17 protein-coding genes and 2 pseudogenes are annotated in these 22,264 nt (G+C 70.2%); 14 read left to right on the forward strand and 5 right to left on the reverse strand.

All coding sequences use genetic code 11. From position 1 onward, the window contains the following. Window positions 1-147: 147 nt before the first annotated feature. Entirely contained in the window at window positions 148-819 is a 672-nt protein-coding gene (locus NR798_RS02350) for an SAM-dependent methyltransferase (RefSeq protein WP_375769750.1), read from the forward strand. 46 nt (window positions 820-865) lie between these two features. Here the strand turns inward: NR798_RS02350 and NR798_RS02355 are convergent, their stop codons facing one another. After that, complete coding sequence (locus NR798_RS02355; RefSeq protein ID WP_375769751.1) at window positions 866-1,765, reverse strand: hypothetical protein; 900 nt, start codon at window positions 1,763-1,765, stop codon at window positions 866-868. A gap of 578 nt (window positions 1,766-2,343) precedes the next feature. On the opposite strand from NR798_RS02355, the pseudogene NR798_RS02360 reads away from it, so the two are divergent. Continuing rightward, window positions 2,344-5,406: pseudogene (locus NR798_RS02360) on the forward strand (adenylate/guanylate cyclase domain-containing protein); the annotation flags it as partial. 85 nt (window positions 5,407-5,491) lie between these two features. Here the strand turns inward: NR798_RS02360 and NR798_RS02365 are convergent. Continuing rightward, a complete protein-coding gene (locus tag NR798_RS02365; RefSeq protein ID WP_375769752.1) occupies window positions 5,492-8,221 on the reverse strand; it encodes an ERAP1-like C-terminal domain-containing protein in 2,730 nt (909 codons plus the stop codon). 451 nt (window positions 8,222-8,672) lie between these two features. Further along, window positions 8,673-9,533, reverse strand: a complete 861-nt coding sequence (locus NR798_RS02370) for a ChaN family lipoprotein (protein WP_375769753.1) — start codon at window positions 9,531-9,533, stop codon at window positions 8,673-8,675. 310 nt (window positions 9,534-9,843) lie between these two features. Between NR798_RS02370 and NR798_RS02375 the strand changes: the two genes are divergently transcribed. The 8 genes and pseudogenes from NR798_RS02375 (at window position 9,844) to NR798_RS02410 (ending at window position 15,429) form a co-directional block, all read left to right on the forward strand. Beyond that, entirely contained in the window at window positions 9,844-10,992 is a 1,149-nt protein-coding gene (locus NR798_RS02375) for a pyridoxal-phosphate-dependent aminotransferase family protein (RefSeq protein WP_375773711.1), read from the forward strand. Between the two features lie 35 nt (window positions 10,993-11,027). Further along, window positions 11,028-11,150, forward strand: coding sequence for a hypothetical protein (locus tag NR798_RS02380; protein WP_375769754.1), 123 nt, complete (start codon window positions 11,028-11,030; stop codon window positions 11,148-11,150). Between the two features lie 21 nt (window positions 11,151-11,171). Then, a pseudogene (locus NR798_RS02385) lies at window positions 11,172-11,708 on the forward strand (TIGR02269 family lipoprotein); the annotation flags it as partial. Window positions 11,709-11,731: 23 nt separating this feature from the next. Next, a complete protein-coding gene (locus tag NR798_RS02390; protein ID WP_375769755.1) occupies window positions 11,732-12,448 on the forward strand; it encodes a double-CXXCG motif protein in 717 nt (238 codons plus the stop codon). A 57-nt stretch (window positions 12,449-12,505) separates the two neighbouring features. Then, the gene (locus NR798_RS02395) at window positions 12,506-13,195 is read left to right on the forward strand and encodes a TIGR02269 family lipoprotein (protein WP_375769756.1); all 690 of its coding nucleotides are present in this window, start codon (window positions 12,506-12,508) and stop codon (window positions 13,193-13,195) included. 25 nt (window positions 13,196-13,220) lie between these two features. Beyond that, window positions 13,221-13,937 (forward strand): double-CXXCG motif protein, encoded by a 717-nt coding sequence (locus NR798_RS02400; protein WP_375769757.1) that lies wholly within the window; start codon window positions 13,221-13,223, stop codon window positions 13,935-13,937. Between the two features lie 58 nt (window positions 13,938-13,995). Further along, on the forward strand, window positions 13,996-14,688 hold the full coding sequence (locus NR798_RS02405; protein WP_375769758.1) for a TIGR02269 family lipoprotein: 693 nt from the start codon (window positions 13,996-13,998) through the stop codon (window positions 14,686-14,688). 24 nt (window positions 14,689-14,712) lie between these two features. Further along, window positions 14,713-15,429, forward strand: coding sequence for a double-CXXCG motif protein (locus tag NR798_RS02410; protein WP_375769759.1), 717 nt, complete (start codon window positions 14,713-14,715; stop codon window positions 15,427-15,429). A 23-nt stretch (window positions 15,430-15,452) separates the two neighbouring features. On the opposite strand, the gene NR798_RS02415 is transcribed toward NR798_RS02410, so the two are convergent. Together NR798_RS02415 and NR798_RS02420 are read right to left on the reverse strand one after the other, a co-directional pair. Continuing rightward, window positions 15,453-15,944 (reverse strand): hypothetical protein, encoded by a 492-nt coding sequence (locus tag NR798_RS02415; protein ID WP_375769760.1) that lies wholly within the window; start codon window positions 15,942-15,944, stop codon window positions 15,453-15,455. A 142-nt stretch (window positions 15,945-16,086) separates the two neighbouring features. Then, window positions 16,087-18,108, reverse strand: coding sequence for a serine/threonine protein kinase (locus NR798_RS02420; protein WP_375769761.1), 2,022 nt, complete (start codon window positions 18,106-18,108; stop codon window positions 16,087-16,089). A 249-nt stretch (window positions 18,109-18,357) separates the two neighbouring features. Here NR798_RS02420 and NR798_RS02425 point away from each other — a divergent pair, with 249 nt between their 5' ends. From NR798_RS02425 to NR798_RS02440, 4 genes are read left to right on the forward strand one after another with little or no spacing between them, the layout of a single operon-like run. After that, window positions 18,358-19,800 carry a CHASE3 domain-containing protein gene (locus NR798_RS02425; RefSeq protein ID WP_375769762.1) on the forward strand — a complete coding sequence of 481 codons (1,443 nt, stop codon included), beginning with the start codon at window positions 18,358-18,360 and terminating at the stop codon, window positions 19,798-19,800. Beyond that, complete coding sequence (locus NR798_RS02430; RefSeq protein ID WP_375769763.1) at window positions 19,797-20,249, forward strand: response regulator; 453 nt, start codon at window positions 19,797-19,799, stop codon at window positions 20,247-20,249. The genes NR798_RS02425 and NR798_RS02430 overlap by 4 nt, the downstream gene beginning before the upstream one ends. Then, window positions 20,246-21,892, forward strand: coding sequence for an ATP-binding protein (locus NR798_RS02435; protein WP_375769764.1), 1,647 nt, complete (start codon window positions 20,246-20,248; stop codon window positions 21,890-21,892). Before NR798_RS02430 ends, NR798_RS02435 begins: the two co-directional genes overlap by 4 nt. After that, window positions 21,889-22,260 carry a response regulator gene (locus NR798_RS02440; RefSeq protein ID WP_375769765.1) on the forward strand — a complete coding sequence of 124 codons (372 nt, stop codon included), beginning with the start codon at window positions 21,889-21,891 and terminating at the stop codon, window positions 22,258-22,260. The genes NR798_RS02435 and NR798_RS02440 overlap by 4 nt, the downstream gene beginning before the upstream one ends. Window positions 22,261-22,264 lie beyond the last annotated feature (4 nt).

Below are 22,264 nucleotides of genomic sequence, written 5' to 3' on the forward strand. Positions count from 1 at the left end.
GGCACCCCGGGCCACTTCGACGGAGACGTGGGGCGCACCTGACATTACGCTCAGAGCATGCTCGGTGACGCCTTCCTGCTGTTGCATACGGATCTGCCTCGCGAGGGGCCTGGGAGTGATGAATGCACCCGTGAGGCGCTCCGCCGTTTGCGCCCGCTCCTCCCGCCCTCTCCCACGGTGCTCGACCTGGGCTGCGGGCCCGGGCGGCAGACGCTCGTGCTGGCGAGGGAGCTCGGCACCGCCATCACCGCCGTGGACTCGCACCAGCCCTTCCTCGAGCGGCTGGAGGCCGAGGCGGCGGCCCAGGGACTCGGTCACCTCGTGCGCACGCGGCGCGCGGACTTCTCGGCGCTCGAGGATCCGCCGGGCAGCGTGGACCTCATCTGGTCCGAGGGCGCCATCTACGTCCTGGGCTGGGGCGCGGGACTGCGGCGGTGGCACCCGGTGCTGCGCGAGGGGGGCCTGCTGGCCGCCAGCGAGGCCACGTGGCTCACCGACGCGCCGCCGCCCGAGGCCGCCGACTTCTGGCGCGAGGCCTACCCGCGCATGGGCACCATCGCCTCCAACAGCGCCACGGCGCGCGAGGCCGGCTTCGAGGTGCTGGACACCTTCGTGCTGCCGGCCCCGGCGTGGTGGGACGAGTACTACCATCCCCTGGAGGCGCGCATGGCCTCGCTGCGCGAGCGCGCCCGGGGGGACGCGGACCTCGCCACCGCCATCGCCGAGACGGAGCGGGAGATCGACCTCTACACCCGCTATGGCACCTCCTACGGCTACGTCTTCTACCTGCTGCGGGCCCAGGGCCAGGGCGGGCGCTGAGCGGCGCGGGGCCCCGGCCGGTGGGCACTCCCGGGCACTCCCGGGCTCAATAGCAGGGGCCGCAGTCCAGCGCGCAGTCGTCGTAGCGGTTGCTGCTGCCACAGGACTCGGTGTCCTGGCAGATGCCGTCCCCGCACACGACGACTTCCTGGGCCCGCAGCCGGGTGGTGATGGGGCGGTAGCTCCTGCCGTTGAAGGTGCACCGCGTGTAGTACGTCCCGGTGGGGTCCAGCGTGCAGCGCTCCTGGCAGCTGCCGATGTGAACGAGGGGCGGGCACGCGTTGCTCCCCTCGAGCGCGCAGGCCCGGAGGCTGCTCTGCCACGGGGCCAGCGGGGCCTGGTCGTTACCGACGAAGAGGCCCTCGTCGGTGAACAGGTTGCCGAAGAAGCACGCCTCCCGCAGCGAGTAGGCCGACAGCTCCAAGGAGGAGTAGGGGATGGGCTGCCCCTGCGCGTTGAGGCCCAGGACGGAGACGCCCACCGAGCGCCCGAATTTGTTGACGAGTGCCGCGACGCACGCGGTGACGACCTGCTGCTCCTCCGCGGTGGCCGGTGCGCCTCCGGACCAACTCGGGGCCAGTCCCAGGCTGCCGGGCCACGTGTAGGTGAACCAGCTGTCCGTGAAGGTGCGGGACTGCCCGGCCGGCACGGCGCAGCGCACCAGGTACTTCATGAAGAGGCTCGTCGTCAGCGGGCTCTGCTGGAACCAGGACGAGAAGGCGCTGGTGGCCAGCCCGTTGAAGGCCAGTCCATTGAAGGCCAGGCCGTTGAAGGCCAGCCCATTCATGGTCAGCCCATTCATGGTCAGCCCGTTCTCGTCCTCGAGGCCCTGGATGGAGGTGCCCACCTCCGGAGCCACCTCCGGAGGCGGATGGGAGGGCTCCTCTTCCACCGGGCCGCAGCCCACGGCGAGTGTCAGCAGCAGTGCTCCACACGTGCTCTTCATGTGCGACCCCCCGGAGCCCACTCGTGAATGCTTCACCCCGGCTCGCACCGGTGCGAAGCGGGCTCCGAGAATAAAGTGCCGTTGTTTCTGTAACCCGGATACAGACTGGAGGGCAGGTTGCGCCGGAGTGTTGCTGGCGAACGCCCACCGCGTGGAGTGGAGGACACCGCGCGGTGGAGGCGTCGGGCCTGAGACACTCGGGGTTGCCCGGTGAAGGGGTGGACAGTGCCACCCGCCGGGCCGGGCGGTTGTGTCGGTTCCGCGTCAGCCCGGCTCTCCGGGAGGGTTGCCACCCGGGGCGCCCGGCCCCTAGCGATGGAGGCTCCCTCTGTCGAGTGCGCCGGGGTGTGGACAGATGGGAGTGCGAGTGGGAGCCGGGCTCGTGGGTGGTCAGTGCACTCCGTATGCTGGTGCACGAATGGGGCGCAGGGGAGGCGCGAAATTCCGGCCTCACGGTCATCATGATCGCAGGCGAGGGAGAGTGGGTGATGGGGAGCGTCCTGCGCATGTTTTCACCACTCAGCACCACCGAGGGTCCAGGAGTCGGGGGGGCCTCGCGGCGACGATTCGCTTCCGCCGCGGCTCCCACCGGAACGGTGGCGCTCGTCTTCACGGAGGTGCAGGGCTCCACGCGGCTGTGGGAGCGGTGCAGCGGCGGCATGCGGGCGGCGCTGGACGTGCACGACCGGGTGCTGCGCGCGCTGCTGGCCGGGCACGGCGGCTACGAGGTGAAGACGCAGGGGGACTCCTTCATGGTGGCCTTCACCTCGGCGGTGGAGGCGGTGCGCTGGTGCCTGCAGGCACAGCAGGAGCTGGTGCGCGCGCCCTGGCCGGAGGAGCTGCTGGCCGAGCCGGACGCGGCCGAGGAGAAGGGGCCGGGCGGGTGGCTGTACCGGGGCCTGCGGGTGCGCATGGGCGTGCACCTGGGAGAGCCCGAGTGCCGGCTGGATGAGCAGACGGGGCAGGCGGACTACTTCGGGCGGGTGGTGAACGTGACGGCGCGCGTGGCCTCGGCCGGGCAGGGCGGACAGGTGCTGGTGAGTGGGACGGCCTGGGCCCGGGTGGAGGGCGAGCTGGAGGAGCTGGGCCGGCCCGTGGTGCACGCGCTGGGCGAGTACCACCTCAAGGGAATCGAGGAGGCCGTCACGCTGGTGGAGGTGGTGCCCGCGGCGCTGGCGGAGCGGCGTTTCGAGGAGCTCCGGGTGCAGCGGGTGCTGCGGGGCCATGTGCCGGGCGAGACGGGGGAGCTGATCGGCCGGCAGGAGGAGCTGGAGGCGCTGCGGCGCGGCTTCGACACGGAGGCGCGGCTCGTCACGCTGCTGGGCCCCGGAGGCATGGGGAAGAGCCGGCTGGCCACGCGCTTCGGCAACCAGGAGCTGGCGGCGCGCGCGTGGGAGGGCGGGGTGTGGATGTGCGAGCTCACCGACGCGGCGACGGTGGGCGACATCTGCCACGCCGTGGGCCAGGCGCTGGGCGTCGCGCTCACCCGCAGCGGCGAGGACAGCGAGCCCGCGGAGCGGCTGGGCAGGGCCCTGGCCGGGCGCGGGGACGTGCTGCTCATCCTCGACAACGTGGAGCACGTCATCCAGCACATGCCGGCCACGCTGGGCCGCTGGCGTGCCCTGGCGCCCCGGGCCCGCTTCCTCGTCACCTCGCGCGAGTCGCTGCTGCTGCCCGAGGAGCGCGTCATCGACCTGGAGCCGCTGCAGGTGCCCGAGGAGGGCGAGACGCGTCCGGAGGTGATGGGCCGCTGCGATGCCATGCGCCTGTTCCTCCAGCGGGCCCGCTCGGTGCGCGGCAACTTCGAGCTGACGGACGCGGAGGCCCCGCTGGTGGCGGACATCGTCCGCAAGCTGGACGGCATTCCGCTGGCCATCGAGCTGGCGGCGGCGCGCACCAACCTGCTGGGCGTGTCACAGATTCAGGAGCGGCTGTCGCGCCGCTTCGAGCTGCTGAGGGGCGCGCGGCGTGACGGCTCGGCGCGGCAGAGCACGCTATGGGGCGCCATCGACTGGTCCTGGAACCTGCTGGAGCCCGCGGAGCGGGCGGCGCTGGCGCAGTGCTCGGTGTTCCGGGGCGGCTTCACCCTGGAGGCGGCCGAGGCGGTACTCATGTTCCCCCCGGGCGGGCCGGACGTGATGGAGATCATCCACTCGCTGCGCTCCAAGTCGCTGCTGCGCGCGTACGCGCCGGACGGGCTGCCCGGGGAGCTGCGGCTGGGCCTGTACGAGAGCATCCGCCAGTACGCGTCCTCGCGGCTGGCGGAGCGGGGCGAGGGCGCGATTCTGGCGGCGCGCCATGCGAGCTGCTACCTGGCGATGGCGCGGCGGCTGAGCGCGCGGATGCGGGGCGAGGGCGGGGAGCTGGCCTTCCGCCGGCTGTCTCTGGAGCGCGAGAACCTGCTGGCGGCGTGTGACAACGCGCTGGCGGTGGTGCCCGCCACCGAGGGCTCCCTGGAGCGGGCGCTGGGCGCGCTGGTGGCGCTGGAGCCGGACGTGACGGCCCGGGGCCCGGTGGGCATTACCCTGTCGCGGTTGGACCGGGCGTTGGAGCTGTCGTCCACGGTGCGGGTGGAGCCGCTGCTGCGGGCCGAGGCGCTCGCGGTGCGGGGCCGGACGCACCACGGGGCGGGGCAGCTCGCCGCCGCCTGGAGAGACCTGGAGGCGGCGCGGACCGCCTTCGACGCGCTCGACGCGGTGGACCGGGCCAAGCGGGTGCTGGTGGACCTGAGCATCGTGGCCCGCGACGAGGGCGACATGGGCACGGCCTGGGAGCTGGTGCAGGAGGCGCAGGAGCAGCCCTCGCTGGGAGACCGGTGGCTGGACGCGTACGCGGTGGGCAACCTCGGCATTCTGGAGCTGGGGCGGCGCGGGGCCGGGGCGGCGCTGCCCCACCTGCGCACCGCGCTGGAGCTGTTCCGCGACGTGGGAGACGTGGCCTTCGAGGTGGGCTTCCTCACCAACTACGCCATGGCCCTGGGCGAGGGCGGGGGCACGGTGGAGGCGGTGGGCCTGCTGGAGGAGGCCATGGAGAAGGCCGCGCGCGTGGGAGACCGGGCGGGGCATGCGCTGGCGCGGGTGAACCTGGGCTGCTTCCTGCTGGATGCGGGCCGGGCGGCGGAGGCCCGCGAGCACCTGGAGAGCGCGGTGCGCATGGGCCGGCAGCTCGGCATGCGGATTCTCGAGGGCGCGGCGCTGGGCGAGCTGGGCCGGGCCCTGGTGGCGCTCGGGGCGCTGGAGGCCGCGCGCGCGCGCCTGTCCGAGTCCATCTCCATCCTGGACCGGGTGTCGCGCTGGCACGCGCTGCGCTTCACCGCGCACCTGGCCTCGGTGCAGGCGGCCCTCGGCGAGCTCGCCGCCGCCCGGGACGGCTTCGCGTCGTTGGAGGTGACGCCCGAGCTGCGGGACGACACGGTGCTGCGCGAGCTGTCCTCGCTGCTGAGGGCCTCGCTGGACCTGGCCGAGGCGGCGAGGAGCGCTCCGGGCAGCGAGGCGGGGATGAAGTCCCTCGCGGAGGCGAGGCGGCGCGTGGAGCGGGCGCGCGGTGCCCCGGCGGAGGCGGCCTCGTCGGACCTGCGCGAGGCCCTGCGGTTGCTCGGCCGGAGCGTGCTGAGCGCCTATGGGGACACCGCCCAGGCGTGAGAAACCTTCCCTCTCCCCTCGGGAGAGGGTCAGGGTGAGGGTGCCCGGGCCCGTTCTTCAACCCGTGGCCCTCTGTCGGCCGGGCTCAGCGCTGGGCCGCCGTGTTCACGCCCTTGCCGCGGGTGCGGAGGAACTCGCTCACTCCCGGCTGGTTGCGGCGCTCCGACTCGATGCACAGCTGGATGGACTCGAGCGTGCGGGCGAGTGAGCGCGGCCCACCCTCGAGCTTCTCCATGCGGGGCTTCAAGAAGGCCTCGGCCTCGGCGCGCCGCTGCGCGTCGCAGAGGTCTCCCACCATCTCCACGAGCCCGTTCATCTCATCCGAGCGCATCCGGCTGGAGAGCGCGTCGAACTGGCCCCGGTAGAAGTCCCAGGCCTGCGCGCGCGAGTCGGGGGTGTAGAAGGCCGAGTAGAGGATGCTCAGCGTCTCGCGCACGTCGAACTCGTTGCCGGCCACCAGGGTGAGCGCCTCCTTCACGAGCGCCGGGTCCCGGAAGGAGCCGAGCTGGGAGAGCAGCCGGGTGCGCTCGTTGCGGTCCTTCGCCGCGCGGGCCTGGGCGAGCACCGTGTCGAAGAGCGCCTTGTCGCCGTTGCGCGCGGCCACGCGGAGGGCGGGCCAGGCCACCTCCGGGTGCACGGCCTTGCGGTCCGCGAGCCACGCCCGGGCGAGCCGGCTCCCCTCCTGGACGAGGGCGGGGTCCTCTCCACCCATGGCCGCCATGCCGATCAGCAAGTTGCGCAACTGCTTCACGTCATCGCCCTCGCCCGGCCTGGGCGTCCAGCCCACGGCCCGGGCACGAGGGGCGTAGAGGTCACGCAGCCAGGCCCGGTAGCGCGGGCGGTCGGCCTCGGGGAGCCGCTCGACCTTGATGTCGGAGAGGAGCTGGACGCCGCGCTGGAGGATGAGGCGGTGGGGATCCGCGGCGGTGGCGGGGACGAGCTTCATGGCCTCGCCGAGCGGCACGTCTCCCCGGTCCACGGCGGCCTTCACGTCGGCCAGGAGGGCGAGCCGCTCCTGGGTGCTCAGCGTCCCCGGGGGCGCGGAGAGCAGCTGGGCGAGCTGCTCGCGCGAGTAGCTCACGCGGTAGTAGCCGGTGCCACCGGCGTTGAGGAGGAGCCACGAGGGGCAGCCCTGGAAGGGCAGCTCCAGCTCTCCGGTGGTGCTGGAGAGGAGCGTGCAGGTGCGGCTGGCGTCCTTGCCCTTGCCGGCGCGCACGCACACGGGGATGTCCCACGTCTGCGCGGTGGAGCCGGTGGAGCCCGCGGGGAGGAAGCGCTCCTGGGAGAGCTTCAGCCGCGGAGCCGCGCCCGGCTTGCACTGCAGCGCGGCGGAGACGCGGGGCACGCCCGGCTGGTCCACGTAGCCGCGGAAGACGCGGGCCACGTCGGCGCCGAGCGACTCCTCGAGCGTGGCGAGGAAACCATCCGAGTTGGTGACGCTCCAGGCGTGCTTGCTCACATGGGTGCGCAGCGCGTCGCGCAGCCGCTGCTCGCCGAGCCAGCCCTCGAGCATGGCGAGCAGCGAGGAGCCCTTGGAGTAGGTGGTGCCGTTGTCGAAGGCGCCGGCGATGTCGTCGTTGGTGGAGATGGGCTTGCGGACGGCGGGCGAGGTGATGAGCGAGTCCGTCTCGAGCGCGTGCGCGGCCGAGTTGGCCTGACCCTCGAGCGCGAAGTCCCAGGCGGGGTCGAACTGGCCGGTGATTTTGTGGTCGAGCCAGGTGGTGAGGGACTCGTTGAGCCAGGTGTCATCCCACCAGCGGCAGGTGACGACGTTGCCGAACCAGTAGTGGGCCAGCTCGTGGATGGCGATGTTGACGTAGGACTTGCGGCGCTGGAGCGTCTCCTCGCCGGGGCGGATGAGGGTGAGGGGCTGGCCGAGCGCGACGATGCCGGAGTGCTCCATGGTGCCCCAGAAGTGCGGCACCACCGCCACGTCGAGCTTCTCGTAGGGGTAGGTCTGGTCGAAGAAGTCCTCGAGCAGGGTGATGATGCGCGGGGTGACGCTGGCGGCGTAGGCCGTCTCGGGGCCGCGGCCGCGGGGAACGATGAAGCGCAGCGGGACGTGGGCGCGCCCGATGGGGCCGGCGTCCAACAGGTCGAAGGGGCCCACCACGAAGGCGACGAGGTAGCTCGGCATGGGGCGGCTCTCGGCGAAGGTGACGCGCTTGAGGCCCCCGGGCAGCGGCTCCTCGGAGACGATGGCGTGGTTGGCGAGCGCCACGTGCTCCTGCTTCACGGTGAAGCGCAGGCGCCAGGGCACCTTGAAGCCCGGCTCGTCGAAGCACGGGAAGGCGCGCCGCGCGTCGATGGGCTCGAAGAAGGTATAGAGGTAGGGCTCACCGCCCTCCTCCACGGCGTAGAGGCCCTGGCTGCGCTCGCGGTCCGCGCGGCCGGTGAAGGAGAGGAGGAGCTGGGCCGGGCCGGTGCCGAGCGTCTCGGGCAGCAGCACGCCGAGGCGGCCTTCGGTGGCGGTGACGGCGCGGGCCTCCAGCGTCCGGCCGTTGGCGAGGACACGCGCTTGCGTCACCTGCAGCTCCAACGCATGCAGCCACACCTGACGCACCGGCTCCCGGACATCCAGGTCGATGGTGACGGTGCCGGAGTAGGTGGGCTCGGCGGGCAGGAGCGTCAGGTCCAGCGCGTAGCGCACCGGCCGCACGGAGTCGGGCAGGCGCAGCTGCGGAGGCTGGGGCTCGGGCCATTCCGGGGCGGCGGCCACGGGCGTGGAGTCCGTGGGAGCCGCCGGTGGGGCCTCGGGAGCGTGGGCACAGCGAAGGGAAGCGAGAGCGACGAGAGCGATGAGGAGCCAGCGCATGGCGCGCGAGGCTACCTTCCCGGCTCGATTTGGAGAAACCCGCTGCGGGAAGCGGGGAGAAGGGGTCTGCGTCCGAGTGAGGAAGCCGTCTTTAATCTCATGCTCTACCAACTGAGCTATCTCCCCCATGAAGGAGGGGGGAGAGCCGGATTCGAACCGGCGACCCTGAGAGCCGTGGGCTTGTAGGGCCTCTTCGGCCGGACGCAAATGCTGTCAGAGAAGAATGAACCGCCCGAGTGGAAAAGCCATTTGACTGCTCGATGAAGAGTCGAGTGCCTTTACCATTTGGCTATTCCGGCGCATGGTGCCGGAAGTTGGATTCGAACCAACAGAGGTGCGTGTAGGGCCTCTCCTGCCGGGCGCTTCAAAGTCATCGCGGGGGCTCGGGCGAATCCGCCGTCGCTCCCGCCTACACTTGGAAGGACGCGGCCTGCCGGCCGGACCTGACACGCTATTTTCCGGGGGATTTCTCGCGGAACACGGCGCAAGGGTCCTCCCGCTCGGAGGCCGGGGTGAACCAGACATAGTCATACGGGAGCCCACCGGGACTGTCGGAGGGCACGTAGTCGCGAGGCTCGCGGGCGTCGGGGGAGACCTCGAGGAAGGCGAGGCTGCGCACCGCAAGGCCCGGGGCGAGCCGGGCGAGCTGCGCGGGGACGCCGCGGTCGGTGCGCGCGTGGCCGGCGCCGGTGATGAGGATGGCCCCGTCGTCCGAGGCGGTGGAGCGCAGGCTGTCCGCCATCTGCGCATCCCGCGCGCGCTGGGCGAGCACCATGGGCTCGAGCATGGACTCGGGCAGGTGGCCGCAGTGGGACTCGTGCATCTCCGCGCGCATGGCGCGGGCGACGTCCTCCGGCAGTGGTGTGTCGAGTCCGAGCCGGGTGCGCGTCTCCGGAGGCAGGGCGTCGGGTCCGCGCATGACGAGCTCCTTCACCTGAGCGCGCGGGAGGTTGGCGCCGATGATGCGCAGGCCGTGCTCGGTGCCCGCGGCGAAGATGGGGCGGTAGAGGGGCCAGTCGGGCCAGCCGCTGCGCTCCCAGGCAACGGCCTGGGCAATGGCATCCGGATTCCCAGGCGCGCGGGCGAGCGCTTCATCGACGGCGGACTGCTGCTCCACCTCGAGCATCTCGAAGGCGAGCGTGGGCTTGCGGCCGGAGGCGGTGAGACCCTTCACGAGCCGGGCCTGGAGGAGGTGGTGGTCGGGGTTGTCGTGCCGCTCGCCGAGGAGCACGAAGCGCGCCTGGGAGAGCTCCGCCAGCAGCGCCGGCTCGTCCACCGCTCGGCCCTGCCGCACGTCCCAGATTCGTCCCACCAGCGGATGCTCGCGGTACAGCGGACTTCGCCACGTTTCCGCCGGGGGCTCGGGTGGGCCGGCGCGGCTCGCGGGGGCGGAAGCGGCACAGCCACAGGCCAGCAGGAAGACAACACTGAGACGGAGGGACAAGGGGGCGCGCATGGGAGGCCCAGTCCGCCACGGGCTTGCGGAGGGAGCCATGGCCTCGATAAGGGGGCGGTCTTTTTTGGACATCCATCGAATCCACCGTGGAGTCCTGGCCCGGGCTGCGCTAGTCCCCCGGCCCCAACCCCGAGGAGGAGTACCCGTGAGCGAGCGAGATCTGCTGATGATTCCTGGCCCGGTGGAGTTCGACCCGGAGGTGCTGCGGGCGCTGGGCACGAAGACGGCCAGCCACGTGGCGCCCGAGTTCATCTCCATCTTCGGGAGGGCACTGAAGAAGGTGCGCGAGGTGTGCCTGGCGCCCTCGGCGCAGCCCTTCGTGGTGGCGGGCAGCGGCACGCTGGCCATGGAGCTGGCGGTGGCCAACCTGGTGGAGCCGGGGGAGCGGGCGCTGGTGGTGAACACCGGGTACTTCAGCGACCGGATGGCGCTGCTGCTCGAGCGCTACGGGGCGGAGGTGGTGCAGGAGAAGTGCGCGCCGGGCGAGGTGCCGGACGTGACGGCGGTGGAGCGGGTGCTGGCCAGTGGGCGCTTCAAGGTGATGACGGTGACCCACGTGGACACGAGCACCGGCGTGCTGGCGCCGGTGGAGGCGCTAGTGAAGGCGGCGGGGCGGCACGGGGTGCTGTCGGTGGTGGACGGGGTGTGCGCGACGGCGGGGGAGACGTTCCACCAGGAGGCGTGGGGAGCGGACGTGTACCTGACGGCGAGCCAGAAGGCGATTGGCGTGCCGCCGGGGCTGGCGCTGCTGAGCGTGAGCCCGAAGGCGCTGGACGCGTGGCGCTCGCGGAAGACGCCGGTGCGCTCGCTGTACGCGGACTTCAGCGAGTGGCTGCCCATCATGGAGGCGTACGAGGCGGGCCGGGCCGCCTACTTCGCCACGCCGCCCGTCAACCTGGTGTACGCGCTGGAGGTGAGCCTGGGGCAGATCCTCCGCGAGGGGATGGAGGCGCGCTTCGCCCGTCACCGCCGGATGGCGCGGGCCTTCCGAGCGGGCTGGAAGGCGCTGGGGCTGAAGATGCTGCCGGTGACCGAGTCCGTGGCGGCGAACACGCTCAGCGCGCTGTACTACCCGGAAGGCGTGGACGTGGCGATGCTCGGCCGGGCACGGGAGCAGGGCGTGGTGCTCGCGGGGGGACTGCACCCGCAGCTGAAGACGCGCTACTTCCGGGTGGGGCACATGAACGTGGTGGGCCCGGGCGATGTGCTGGCCACGGTGGGCGCGGTGGAGCGGGCGCTCTCGGCGGCGGGCCACCGGGCCGAGCCGGGTGCCGCCGTGGCCGCCGCGCAGACGGAGCTGCTCTCCGCGCGCTGAAATCGAGGCCGTAGCGGTGGTGTAGCGTGGGCGGGATGAGCCTCCCGCCCTGGAAGAGATGGCTGGCGCTGCTCGGCCTGGTGCTGAGCGCGTGCGCGAGCCCGGCGCCCGGAGTCATGGGCGAGTCCATCGAGGACGTGGATGCCGTGGCCTCGTGAGAGGAGGCGCGGGCGGACCCGAGCTGCGTGGTGCCGCTGTGCGAAGAGGAGCGCTGTGCGCTCTGGCGGTGCCAGGACGTGGTGGAGGTGGAAGCCCACCCGGTACTCCTGGTCCTTGCGAATGGCAGCCTGAGTCCGCCGCCCAGTCCCATGCGCTGGTGGGGACGCCCGCTGGCGGTGCCAGGGGGCAGGGAAGCCATCTTCGAGATTCCCTGGCACAACTGGAACATCCGAGGCCAGTACGCGCCCCGGGTGCTCAAGCCCCCATGCGTCCGCTCATGGGAGCCGCTCGAGAAGCATCACATCTTCCCTCAGGCGTTGGCCTCGTGGTTCAAGCGGAAGCCCATCGACATTCACGCCTATACCATTCGGCTGCCCAAGAGCTTCCATCAGTGGCTGCACAGTGGCGGTTCGAGAGGTGGTCAGTGGAATGAGGCCTGGTATCAGTTCCAGCGAGAGAACCCCGGTGCGAGCCCCGAAGAGATCTGGCGGTTCGCGGGCGAGCTCATGTCACGGTTCAGGGTAAATGGCCCACTGGTGTCCTACTATTGTGAATGAGGAAGGAGAAGAGGCGCCTCTCTATGGAGTACTTCACCCTCGAGGAAGACAGGTCATCGGTCTATACGGGGCATATCGAAGGTACGCACAAATGGGGGCTGCCGGGCATCCTTCGCTGTCCTGGCTGTCAGGTTGGCTGGAGTGGTGGCGCCAAATCGTATCCTTCGGTGGATCTCACCCCAGTAGCCGCCCTGGCCGACTTCGAGGAACCCCGGGCCGAGCCTTTCGAGGAATATGAGCGGCTATGTGCGTTGGTGCGGCCTCTGTTACCTCCAGGGGCCTTGGTGGAACCGGGTGCGGAATTCGGCCCACTCGTGGGCAAGGCCCAGGGCCGCTTTGGACCGCTCGTGGCTCTCAACCCCTGGGTGCTGCTGATGCAGCGCGAGACGCTGGAGAAGCTCCAGGCTGAGGGGCTGCGGGGCCTCAAGGGCTGCCGCACGGAATTGCGTTTCCGCCAACGCAACTCGCCCGAGCTGCTCGAGTTGGAAATCCTCCCCGTAGGTCGGCTGCACCCGGACTGCCTGCCTACGGGCCGTAGACCTCCCTGTCCCCGCTGTGGCCGCGAGGGTCTCACGCTTCCCGACGACAGGCTGCTGGACGCGGCCACACTTCCTGCTCACCTGGACCTGTTCCGGCTGGAGGACTTCTCCACCGTGATTGTTTGCACCAGGCGCTTCGTCGACACCTGCCGCCGTCTGGGCCTGGACGGCGTGGCCTTTCAGCCTCTGCCAGTGAAGTGAGAAGTTGCTTGGCGGTATCGAAGTCGAGGCGGTTCGCGGTGGTGTAGCGTGGGAGGGATGAGCCTCACGCCCTGGAAGAGATGGCTGGCGCTGCTCGGCCTGGTGCTGAGCGCGTGCGCGAGCCCGGCGCCCGCGGTAGTGGATGACGCCGGGCCCCTCGAAGACGTGGACGCCGTGGCCTCGTGGGAGGAGGCGCGGGCGGACCCGAGCTGCGTGGTACCGCTATGCGAAGAGGAGCGCTGTGCGCTCTGGCGGTGCCAGGACGTGGTGGAGGTGGAAGCCCACCCGGTGGTCCTCACGCGGGGGACACTGAACCTCCGTCCGCCGGTGGGCAACCCGAGCCGCTGGTGGGGACGCCCGCTGGCGGTCCCTGGGGGCAGGGAAGCCATCTTCGAGATTCCCTGGCACAACTGGAACATCCGTGGCCAGTACGCGCCCAGGGTGCTCAAGCCTCCGTGCGTCCGCTCGTGGGAGCCACTCGAGAAGCACCACATCTTCCCGCAGGAACTGGCCGCGTGGTTCAAGCTCAAGCCCATCGACATTCACGCCTTCACCATTCGACTGCCCAGGAGCTTTCACCGATGGCTGCACAGCGGTGGGCCCCAAGGGGGGCAGTGGAATGAGGCCTGGAGGCAATTCCAGCAAAATAACAATGATGCTGGCCCGGAGAAGATCTGGCGATTCGCGGGCGAACTCATGTCGCGATTTAGAGTGATGGGCCCGCTCGTGTCTTATTACTGTGGATAAATAGGAGCCAAGCAGCTTCAAAAGTATGGATTACTTCACTCTCGAAGAAGATAAGTCTCTGGGTTATGTGGCGTACATCGGTTGTGACCACAAGTGGTTGCTGCCGGGCATCCGTCGCTGTCCTGGCTGTCAGACCAGCTGGGGCGCCGGTGCCAAATCGTACCCTTCGGTGGACCTCACCCCGATCGCCTCCCTGGCCGACTTCGAAGAGCCCCGGGCCGAGCCTATCGAGGAATATGAGAGGCTGCGTGAGCTGGTGCGGCCTCTGTTGCCTCCAGGGGCCGTGGTGGAACCGGGGACGGGGTTGGGCCCGCTCGTGGGCAAGGCCCAGGGCCCTTTCGGAGCACTCGTGGCTCGGTTTGCGTGGTTGTTGCTGGCGCGTCGTGAGGCGTTGGAAAAGCTCCAGGCCGAGGGGCTGCGGGGACTCAAGGGATTCCGCACGGAATTGCGCTTCCGCCAGCGCAACTCGCCAGAACTGCTCGAACTGGAGTTCCTCCCCGTGGGCCGGCTTCACCCGGACTGCTTGCCGCCGGACCGCAAGCCACCCTGTCCTCGCTGCGGCCGAATTGGGCTCACTCGTCCCGCTGACATGCTGCTGGACGCGGCCACACTTCCCAGCCACCTGGACCTGTTCCGGCTGGAGGACTTCTCCACCACGATTGTCTGTACCGAGCGCTTCGTCGAGGCCTGCCGCCATCTAGGCCTGGACGGCGTGGCCTTCCAGCCTCTGCCGATGAAGTGAGAGGTTGCTTGGGCGGTATCGAAACCGAGGCCGTTAGCGGTGGTGTAGCGTGGGGGGGATGAGCCACCTGCCCTGGAAGAGATGGCTGGCGCTGCTCGGCCTGGTGCTGAGCGCGTGCGCGAGTTCGGTGCCTGCGGTGGTGGATGACGCCGGGTACCTCGAAGACGTGGACGCGGTGGCCTCGTGGGAGGAGGCGCGGGCGGATCCGAGCTGCGTGGTACCGCTGTGCGACGAGGAGCGCTGTGCGCTCTGGCGGTGCCAGGACGTGGTGGAGGTAGAAGCCCACCCGGTGGTCCTCACGCGGGGGACGTTGAACCTCCGTCCGCCGGTAGTAGGCAACCCGAGCCGTTGGTGGGGACGTCCCCTGGCTGTCCCTGGCGGTAGGGAACCCATCTTCGAGATTCCCTGGCACAACTGGAACATCCGCGGCCAGTACGCGCCCAGGGTACTCAAGCCCCTGTGCGTCCGCTCATGGGAGCCGCTCGAGAAGCACCACATCTTCCCGCAGGAATTGGCCCTCTGGTTCAAGGTCAAGAAGATCGATCATCACGCCTTCACCATCCGTCTCCCCAGGAGCTTTCACGGTTGGTTGCACAGTGGAGGGCCTCGCGGCGGTCAGTGGAATGAGGCATGGCGACAGTTCCGAAAGAAGAATGATGGAGCCGAGCCGGCAGAGATCTGGCGGTTCGCGGGAGAGCTCATGTCGCGCTTTGGTGTGAATGGGCCACTCGTTCCCTATTACTGCTCTTGAAGTAAGAAGAAGCAGCGTCTACGTATGAGCTATTTCATCATCGACGAAGACAGGTCATCGAAGTACGTGTGGGACATCAGCGGCGCCCATAAATGGGGGCTTCCGGGAATCCACAGCTGCCCTGCCTGCAAGGCGACGTGGGGCACGGATACCAGAGCATACCCTTCGGTGGACCTGACCCCGGTGACCCATCTGGCCAATTTCGAAGAGCCCAGGGCTGAACCCGTCGAGGAGTACGAAAGGATGTGCTCGCTGGTGCGCCCCCTGCTTCCGCCGGGAGCGCTGCTTCAGCCGGGTGCGGCCTTTGGCCCATTCGTTGGCAAGGCCCAAGGCCGATTCGGACCGCTCGTGGCGCTCTTCTCGTGGTTATTGCTGGTTCAGCGCGAAGCGCTGGAAAAGCTCCAGGCCGAGGGGATGCTAGGACTCAAGGGCTGCCGCACCGAATTGCGCTTCCGCCAGCGCAACTCGCCTGAGCTGCTCGAACTGGAACTACCCCCCGTGGGACGGCTGCACCCAGACTGCTTGCCGCCAGACCGCAAGCCACCCTGTCCTCGATGTGGCCGCCGCGGAATCACCCTACCCGAGGACATGCTGCTGGACGCGGCCACTCTTCCCAGCCACCTGGACCTGTTCCGGCTGGAGGACTTCTCCACCGTGATTGTCTGCACCGAGCGCTTCGTCGAGGCCTGCCGCCGTCTCAACCTGGACGGTGTGACCTTCCAATCCCTGCCTACTGCTTGAACCAGCGGTTCGAGCACATGCCTTCAGCGGAGCATGATGTTTCCGAGGATGGCAATGGGTACCGAACCTCCCTCTCCACCCAGGAGTCGGAGTTTATGGGGGGCGGTTTGAAGCTTGAGGAGATTCACGGTTCCCTCCAGCAACAAGCGCGGTCCCTCGCCCGAAGAAGCAGGATCCTGCCACACTTGGAGCTGAGTCTGTTTGCGGCCATCGTCCAGCCACGCATACATCACCTGTTGGAACTCGTTGGTATCCGAGGCGTTCAATTCCACCTGCAGCAGCACGTACGCTTGGGATGGATCTCGCAGGTGCACGCCGTGGTAGCCGATGAATCTTCGCAGTGCCTGCAATTCGGAACTCAACTTGACGCTCTTCGTGAGCTCCCAGACGGAAAATGAACCGCCAGCAGTCATTCTGGAGAATGCCTCGAGCGTGAGGTGGCCCTGCGCGTGAGGGCAATGCTGCACCGCCTGGGGTTGCTCGGCCTGGCGGGGGGCAATCCCGGGGGTGCTCACAATATCCTGCACTTCGTGGCGCGGGTCCGGTGGATGGGCTCCTGAAGGGGGAGCGCTTCCAAGGAGGAGCATCAGGGGTAGGACAGGGCCGAGGGACATTGAGAGCACGGAGGGAACGTTTCCTGGAAGCGCTTGAGGTCGCTCAGTAGTACTTGCTCACGGCCTTGATCTGCACGAGGGGCGCGACCTTGACGAAGCCCGGCTTCTCGGGGTCCATCCCAAAATAGGGAACTCCGGGCTTGCCCTCATGCCACACCTCCATGCACACGGGGACGTGTCTGTTATTGTCAGGCAGCAAGCCACTGTATTCGACGAGACGCGTATAGACGCGATCTCCCACGACGACGCTCGCCCCCATGATGACGCCACTGCTCATGAGATCGCCCCATCTCGTTCGAAGCTCGACTCCCGTGCCACGCATCGGCACCGACATCGTGTCACCCAGCCTGGAGAGCGGCACGCCTCTCTCGTCTTGGTCAGAGCCTGACCCATAGACCGCATCCTGATGGAAGCTCCCGATGGCGATGCGATTCTCCTTCATGGCCTTGAGCGTTTCGGGCTCGCACTCCACGAGATCCTCGGGTTCATCGAAGGGTTCATCGAACGCATTGGGCTTGACCCACCTCTCCTCGAAGGCCCGGGTGACGGGGCTGGTGGCGCAGCCGGCGGCGAGCGCGGCGGCCACGCTGAGGCTCAGGCAGAACATGAGGCTCGGCCGTGACTTCCGGACCTGCTGAGCAGGCGCTGGCTTCTGGGGGGTCTTCTTCTCGGACATGTCTTTCTCGCTGTGTCTGGTGTTGAGAACGGGCGCGGCAACGGCCTGTCCGTTGGGCGCCGCGGGTGCCTCAACATGTGGCGGTTTCAGCGAGGGCACGACATCTGGGAAAAAAGCATCCCACTGTATGGGAAAGGGTTCGGGTGACATGAAAGGTTGGGTCCGCCCCATGACCTCGGAGGTCACCCCCGCCTTCCACGAGGGCAGAAGCCACAGCGCGACGGCCAGCGCGAGGCCTCCCAGCGCCAGCAGGCCCAGGCGCCTCCCGAGCGCCGCCCCGGGGCCCGCCGCATTCGGCAAGCTGCTCGCCTCCCGCGTCGGCTCCTCGCCCCGTCGCGGCGGCTGCCGCGCGAGCCTGCCCAGCCGCAGCTGCAGGTCCTGCCCCTCCGCGAGCCCTCGCTGGGGCTCCGTGGTGGCGTTGTGGGACTCGTGGGGCTCGAACAGGGGCTCGTGCCACGAGGCGTCCGCCTCCGCCCTCAGCGCGAACAGGGCCCGGCGCACCTCGCGCGCGTCCGCGTACCGGGCGCCGGGGGCCTTCTCCAGCATGCGCAGGCACACGCGCTCCAGCGCCTCCGGTACCCACGGGTTGAGCTCGCGCGGCGGCACGGGCCGCTCGTGGAGCACGGCCGTGCCGATGGCCAGGAAGTCCCGGCCCGTGAAGGGCAGCCGGTCCGTGAGCATCCAGTACAACTGCACGCCCACCGCCCACAGGTCATCCGCGGGCGTGGGCTGGTAGCGCATCCCCGGCTCGCCCATGTGGTGCCGGAAGAAGTCCCAGGCCTCGGGGCCACGGTACTCCGGGGTGCCCGGCGGCAGCACCGAGGTGGTCAGCGGCGGAGCCCCCTCGTAGGCGCCCGCGCCGAAGTCCACCAGCACCGGCTTGCCGTCCGCGGCCCTCACCAGGATGTTGGAGGCCTTCACGTCCCGGTGCAGCACTCCCGCGTTGTGCACCGCCTCCAGCGCCTCCAGCAGCGGCAGCAGCAGCTCCACCACCCCGAGCGCCGACGGGTTGCTCCCGCGCACGCTCTCGTCCAGGGGCTGCCCCTTCACGTACTCCATGATGAGCACGCGCCAGCGGGGCTGCTCCTCCGGCCAGTCCACGTACCCCAGCAGCCGCACCACGCCCGGGTGCTTCATCCGGCGCAGCACGTCCACCTCCCGCTCCTCCCACCCCCGCGAGGACTCCAGCGGGAGCACCTTCAGCGCGACGAGGCTCATGCTGCCGTGGGCCAGGTACACGGTGCCGTAGCCCCCCGCTCCCAGGCGGCGCACCACCTCGTAGCCGGCCACCTGGGTGCCCAGCTCCAGCACGGGAGGCGGTTGTCTGCGGGGGCCCGGCCGGCCTCCCTGGCGGGCGGAGCGGGACGGGAACATCGGGTTGTCTGACATGTGGGTGACCTCCAGCGTCGTCCCCCTCCCGGCGGACCGCGCGTCTCCTGCCGCGGGCTGCTCCTGGAGGTGAGTCGACAAGTCATGCCGTGCGACACTACTCAAGGAATCACCCTGGGGGCTACTGCGCAGGTCACTTCGCCTCCGGCGCGTCCACCTCCCGACTCCCAGGCGAGCTTCCCCGCCCGCCCCCCGTGGCCGGTGGCATGGGTTGAAGGGTCTCCGTCCACCCCCAACCTTCACGGCAACGTGTCTTCCTCCGCCTCGATCCCCCTGACCGCCCCTCGGCGCTTCCGCCGTCTGCTGCTGCGAGCCATCCTGCTCCCGGTGGGACTGCTGCTGGCGCTCGCGGGCGTCCTCCTGTGGGAGGTGGGCGACCTCATCCGGGCCCAGGAGAAGGCGCGCCACTCCCAGATGTCGCTCACCCGGCTGGAGCGGGTGCGCCAGCTCCTCGTCGACCGGGAGACGGGCGTGCGGGGCTACCTCCTCACCGGGGCGCCCGTCTTCCTGGAGCCCTACCAGGCCGCCGGGCAACGGCTCCCCCTGGCGCTCGAGGAACTGGAGCAGTCCCTGGCCAACGAGCCCGAGCAGCGGGTCTGGATGGACGAGCTGCGCGAGCGCCACCGCGAATGGGAGCGCTTCTCCGATGAGGAGCTCGCCCTCTTCCACCAGAAGGGCAACTGGCTCTCCCTGGTGCGCTCGGGCGCGGGCAAGGGCCGGATGGACGCGCTGCGCGCGACGCTGGATACCATTGGCGATGCGGAGCGCCAGCGCGCCAGCCTCCAGGGACTCGAGGCCGAGCGCGCGGGCCGGGCCGTGCTCCTCGCGGGGGGACTGTGGACGCTCGCGGTGGGCCTGCTGCTGGCCTGGCTCAGCCGCGGCCAGCTCCTCACCCTGGCCCGGGACTATGACGCCAGCCTCGCCCAGGTGCGCGCCCAGGCGGACGCCCTGCGCGCCAGCGAGGCCCGGCTGGAGTCGCGCGTGCTCCAGCGCACCCACGAGCTCACCGCCGCCAACAAGGAGCTGGAGTCCTTCAGCTACTCCGTCTCGCACGACCTGCGCTCCCCGCTGCGGGCCATCGACGGCTTCGCCCAGGCGCTGCGCGAGGACGAGGGCGAGCGGCTGTCCGCCGAGGGCCTCCGGCTCCTCACGCGCCTGCAGGCGGCCGCCACGCGCATGGGCCAGCTCATCGACGACCTGCTGCTGCTCTCCCGCGTCACCCGCGCCGAGCTGAAGCGCGAGCCGGTGGACCTCAGCGCGCTCGCCACCTCCGTGCTCCAGGATTTACGCCACCGCGAGCCCGCGCGCGAGGTGACGTGCTCCATCCAGCAGGGCCTCACCGTGCAGGGAGATCCGCGGCTGCTCCGGGTGCTCCTGGAGAACCTGCTGGGCAATGCCTGGAAGTTCACCAGCAAGCGCTCCGGGGCCGTCATCGAGCTGTTCGCGGAGACGGTGGGCGGGGTGCATCACTACGCTGTGCGCGACAACGGGGTGGGGTTCGACATGGCGTATGCGGGCAAGCTCTTCAGCCCCTTCCAGCGGATGCACAAGCCCTCCGAGTTCCCGGGCACCGGCATCGGGCTGGCCACGGTGCAGCGCATCGTCCACCGGCATGGCGGGGACATCTCCGCCCAGGCCCTCCCCGGTGAGGGGGCCCTCTTCCGTTTCACCCTCCAGGAGGCACGCGCATGAGCAGCCCACCATCCATCCTCCTCGTGGAGGACAACCCGGACGACGTCGACCTGACGCGGCGGGCCTTCCAGCGCGCCGGCCTCACCCAGCCGTTGGACGTGGTGGAGGACGGGCTGGAGGCGCTCGACTACCTCTTCGCACGGGGCGCGCACGCGCACCGGGCCCAGGAGCCGCTGCCCGCCCTGGTGCTGTTGGACCTCAAGCTGCCGCGCCTGGATGGGCACGAGGTGCTGCGCCAGATTCGCGCCAACCCGCGCACCCGCTTCCTCCCCGTGGTCATCCTCACCTCCTCGGACGAGGAGAAGGATCTGGTGGACAGCTACAGCCAGGGCTGCAACAGCTACGTGCGCAAGCCGGTGAGCTACAACGAGTTCGTCGAGGCGGCGCGCCAGCTCGGCGTCTACTGGACGGTGCTCAACCGTGCCCCGCTACCGGGGGTGTCTGGATGAGCAGGCCGCTGCGTGTCCTGCTGGTGGAGGACAACCCGGACGACCAGGAGCTGGTGGAGCGCGAGCTGCGCCGGGGGGACTTCGAGGTGTACAGCCATCGGGTGCAGTCGGCCGAGGAGCTGCGCGCGGCGCTCGCCCCCGGAGCCTGGGACATCATCCTCTCCGATTACTGCCTGCCCGGCTTCGATGCGCCCTCCGCGCTCGGCATCGTGCGCGACAGCGGCCTGGACATCCCCTTCATCGTCGTCTCCGGCAGCGTGGGCGAGTTCGAGGGCGTGGAGGTGATGAAGGCCGGCGCGCGCGACTACTTCCCCAAGACGCTGCTCACCCGGTTGCCGGCCGCGGTGGCGCGCGAGGTGGAGCAGGCCCGGCTGCGCCACGAGCGCGCCCGGGCCGAGCGGGACAGGGACTTGCTGGCCCGCGCCGGGGAGGTGCTGGCCGGCTCGTTGGATTTGCAGGAGACGCTGGAGCACGTGGCGCGCCTGCCGGTGCCGGAGCTGGCGGACTGGTGCGCCGTCTACTACTCCGAGGATGGACGGCACCTGAAGGTGGCGGCGCTGGCGCACGAGGACCCGGAGAAGGTGGAGCAGGGGTTCGAGATGGACCGCCGCTACCCCCTGGCACCGGACGCCCCCACCGGGCCCGCGCGGGTGTTCCGCACCGGCGAGCCGCAGCTGCTCACGGACGTCCCCCCCGCCCGGCTGGAGGCGCTGGCGCGCTCGCCGGAGCACCTGCGCGGGATGCTCTCGCTGGGGCTGCGCTCCGTCATGCACGTGCCCCTGGTGGGACGCATGGGCTCGTTGGGGGTGGTGACGCTGGGCACCATCGGGAGCCGGCCCCGCTTCCACCCGAGGGACATGCCGGTGGCGCAGGAGCTGGTGCGCCGCGCCGCCCTGACGCTGGAGAACGCGCGCCTGTACCGCGAGTCGCAGGAGGCCATCCGGCTGCGCGACGAGTTCCTCGCGGTGGCGGCCCACGAGCTGCGCACGCCGCTCACCACGCTGGGCCTGCAGCTGGGCACGCTGGTGCAGCGGGCGCGGCGCGAGTCCTCCGCGGACCTGGTGGAGCGGCTGGAGAAGGGCGTGCGCCAGGTGCGGCGGCTGGGCACCCTGGTGGAGATGCTGTTGGACGTGTCGCGCCTGTCCACCGGCGAGCTGCCCCTGGCGCTGGAGGGGGTGGACCTGGGCGAGCTGGTGGGCGAGGTGCTGGAGCGCTTCGAGGCGGAGTCGCGGGCCATGGGTTGCGCGCTGCGTCTGGAGGTGGCCCCGGGGCTCGTGGGACAGTGGGACCGGATGCGGGTGGAGCAGGTGGTGTCCGGGCTCGTCTCCAACGCGCTGAAGTTCGGGGCGCGCCAGCCGGTGGAGGTCCGGGTGACGTCGGAGGACGGCACGGCGCGGGTGGTGGTGGAGGACCGGGGCATCGGGATTCCGGAGGAGCAGCTCGAGCGCATCTTCGAGCGCTTCGGCCGGGCGGTGTCCTCGCGCTCCTACGGGGGGCTGGGGCTGGGGCTGTACCTGGCGCGCCGGGCGGCCGAGGCGCACGGAGGCCGGGTGTGGGCCGAGCAGCGCGCGGGCGGTGGGGCCCGCTTCACCCTGGAGCTGCCCCTGCGGGCCGTGAGCCAGGCGGTGGAGGAGTCGGCATGACGCGGCCGTTGCTGGTGGTGGATGACGATACGGACCTGCGCGAGGCGCTCGAGGAGGTGCTGCGCGACGCGGGCCACGCGGTGCTGGGCGCGGGCAATGGCCGCGAGGCGCTGGAGGTGCTCGCGCGCGCCCGGCCGCTGCCCGGGCTGGTGCTGCTGGACATGATGATGCCGGTGCTGGACGGGCTGGGCTTCGCCCACGAGATGCACGCGGTGCCCGAGTGGAAGGACATCCCCATCGTCATCTTCTCCGCCTCGGCCAGCAACGCGAACGTGGCGCGCGAGGTGGGCGCGTGTGCCTACCTGCGCAAGCCGGTGGACGTGGAGGTGCTGGTGGAGACGGTGGGCGCGCACCTGCTGCGCGAGTGAGCGC

Origin of the sequence: Archangium gephyra (assembly GCF_042230915.1) — a bacterium.
Taxonomy (GTDB): Bacteria; Myxococcota; Myxococcia; order Myxococcales; family Myxococcaceae; genus Archangium; species Archangium gephyra_B.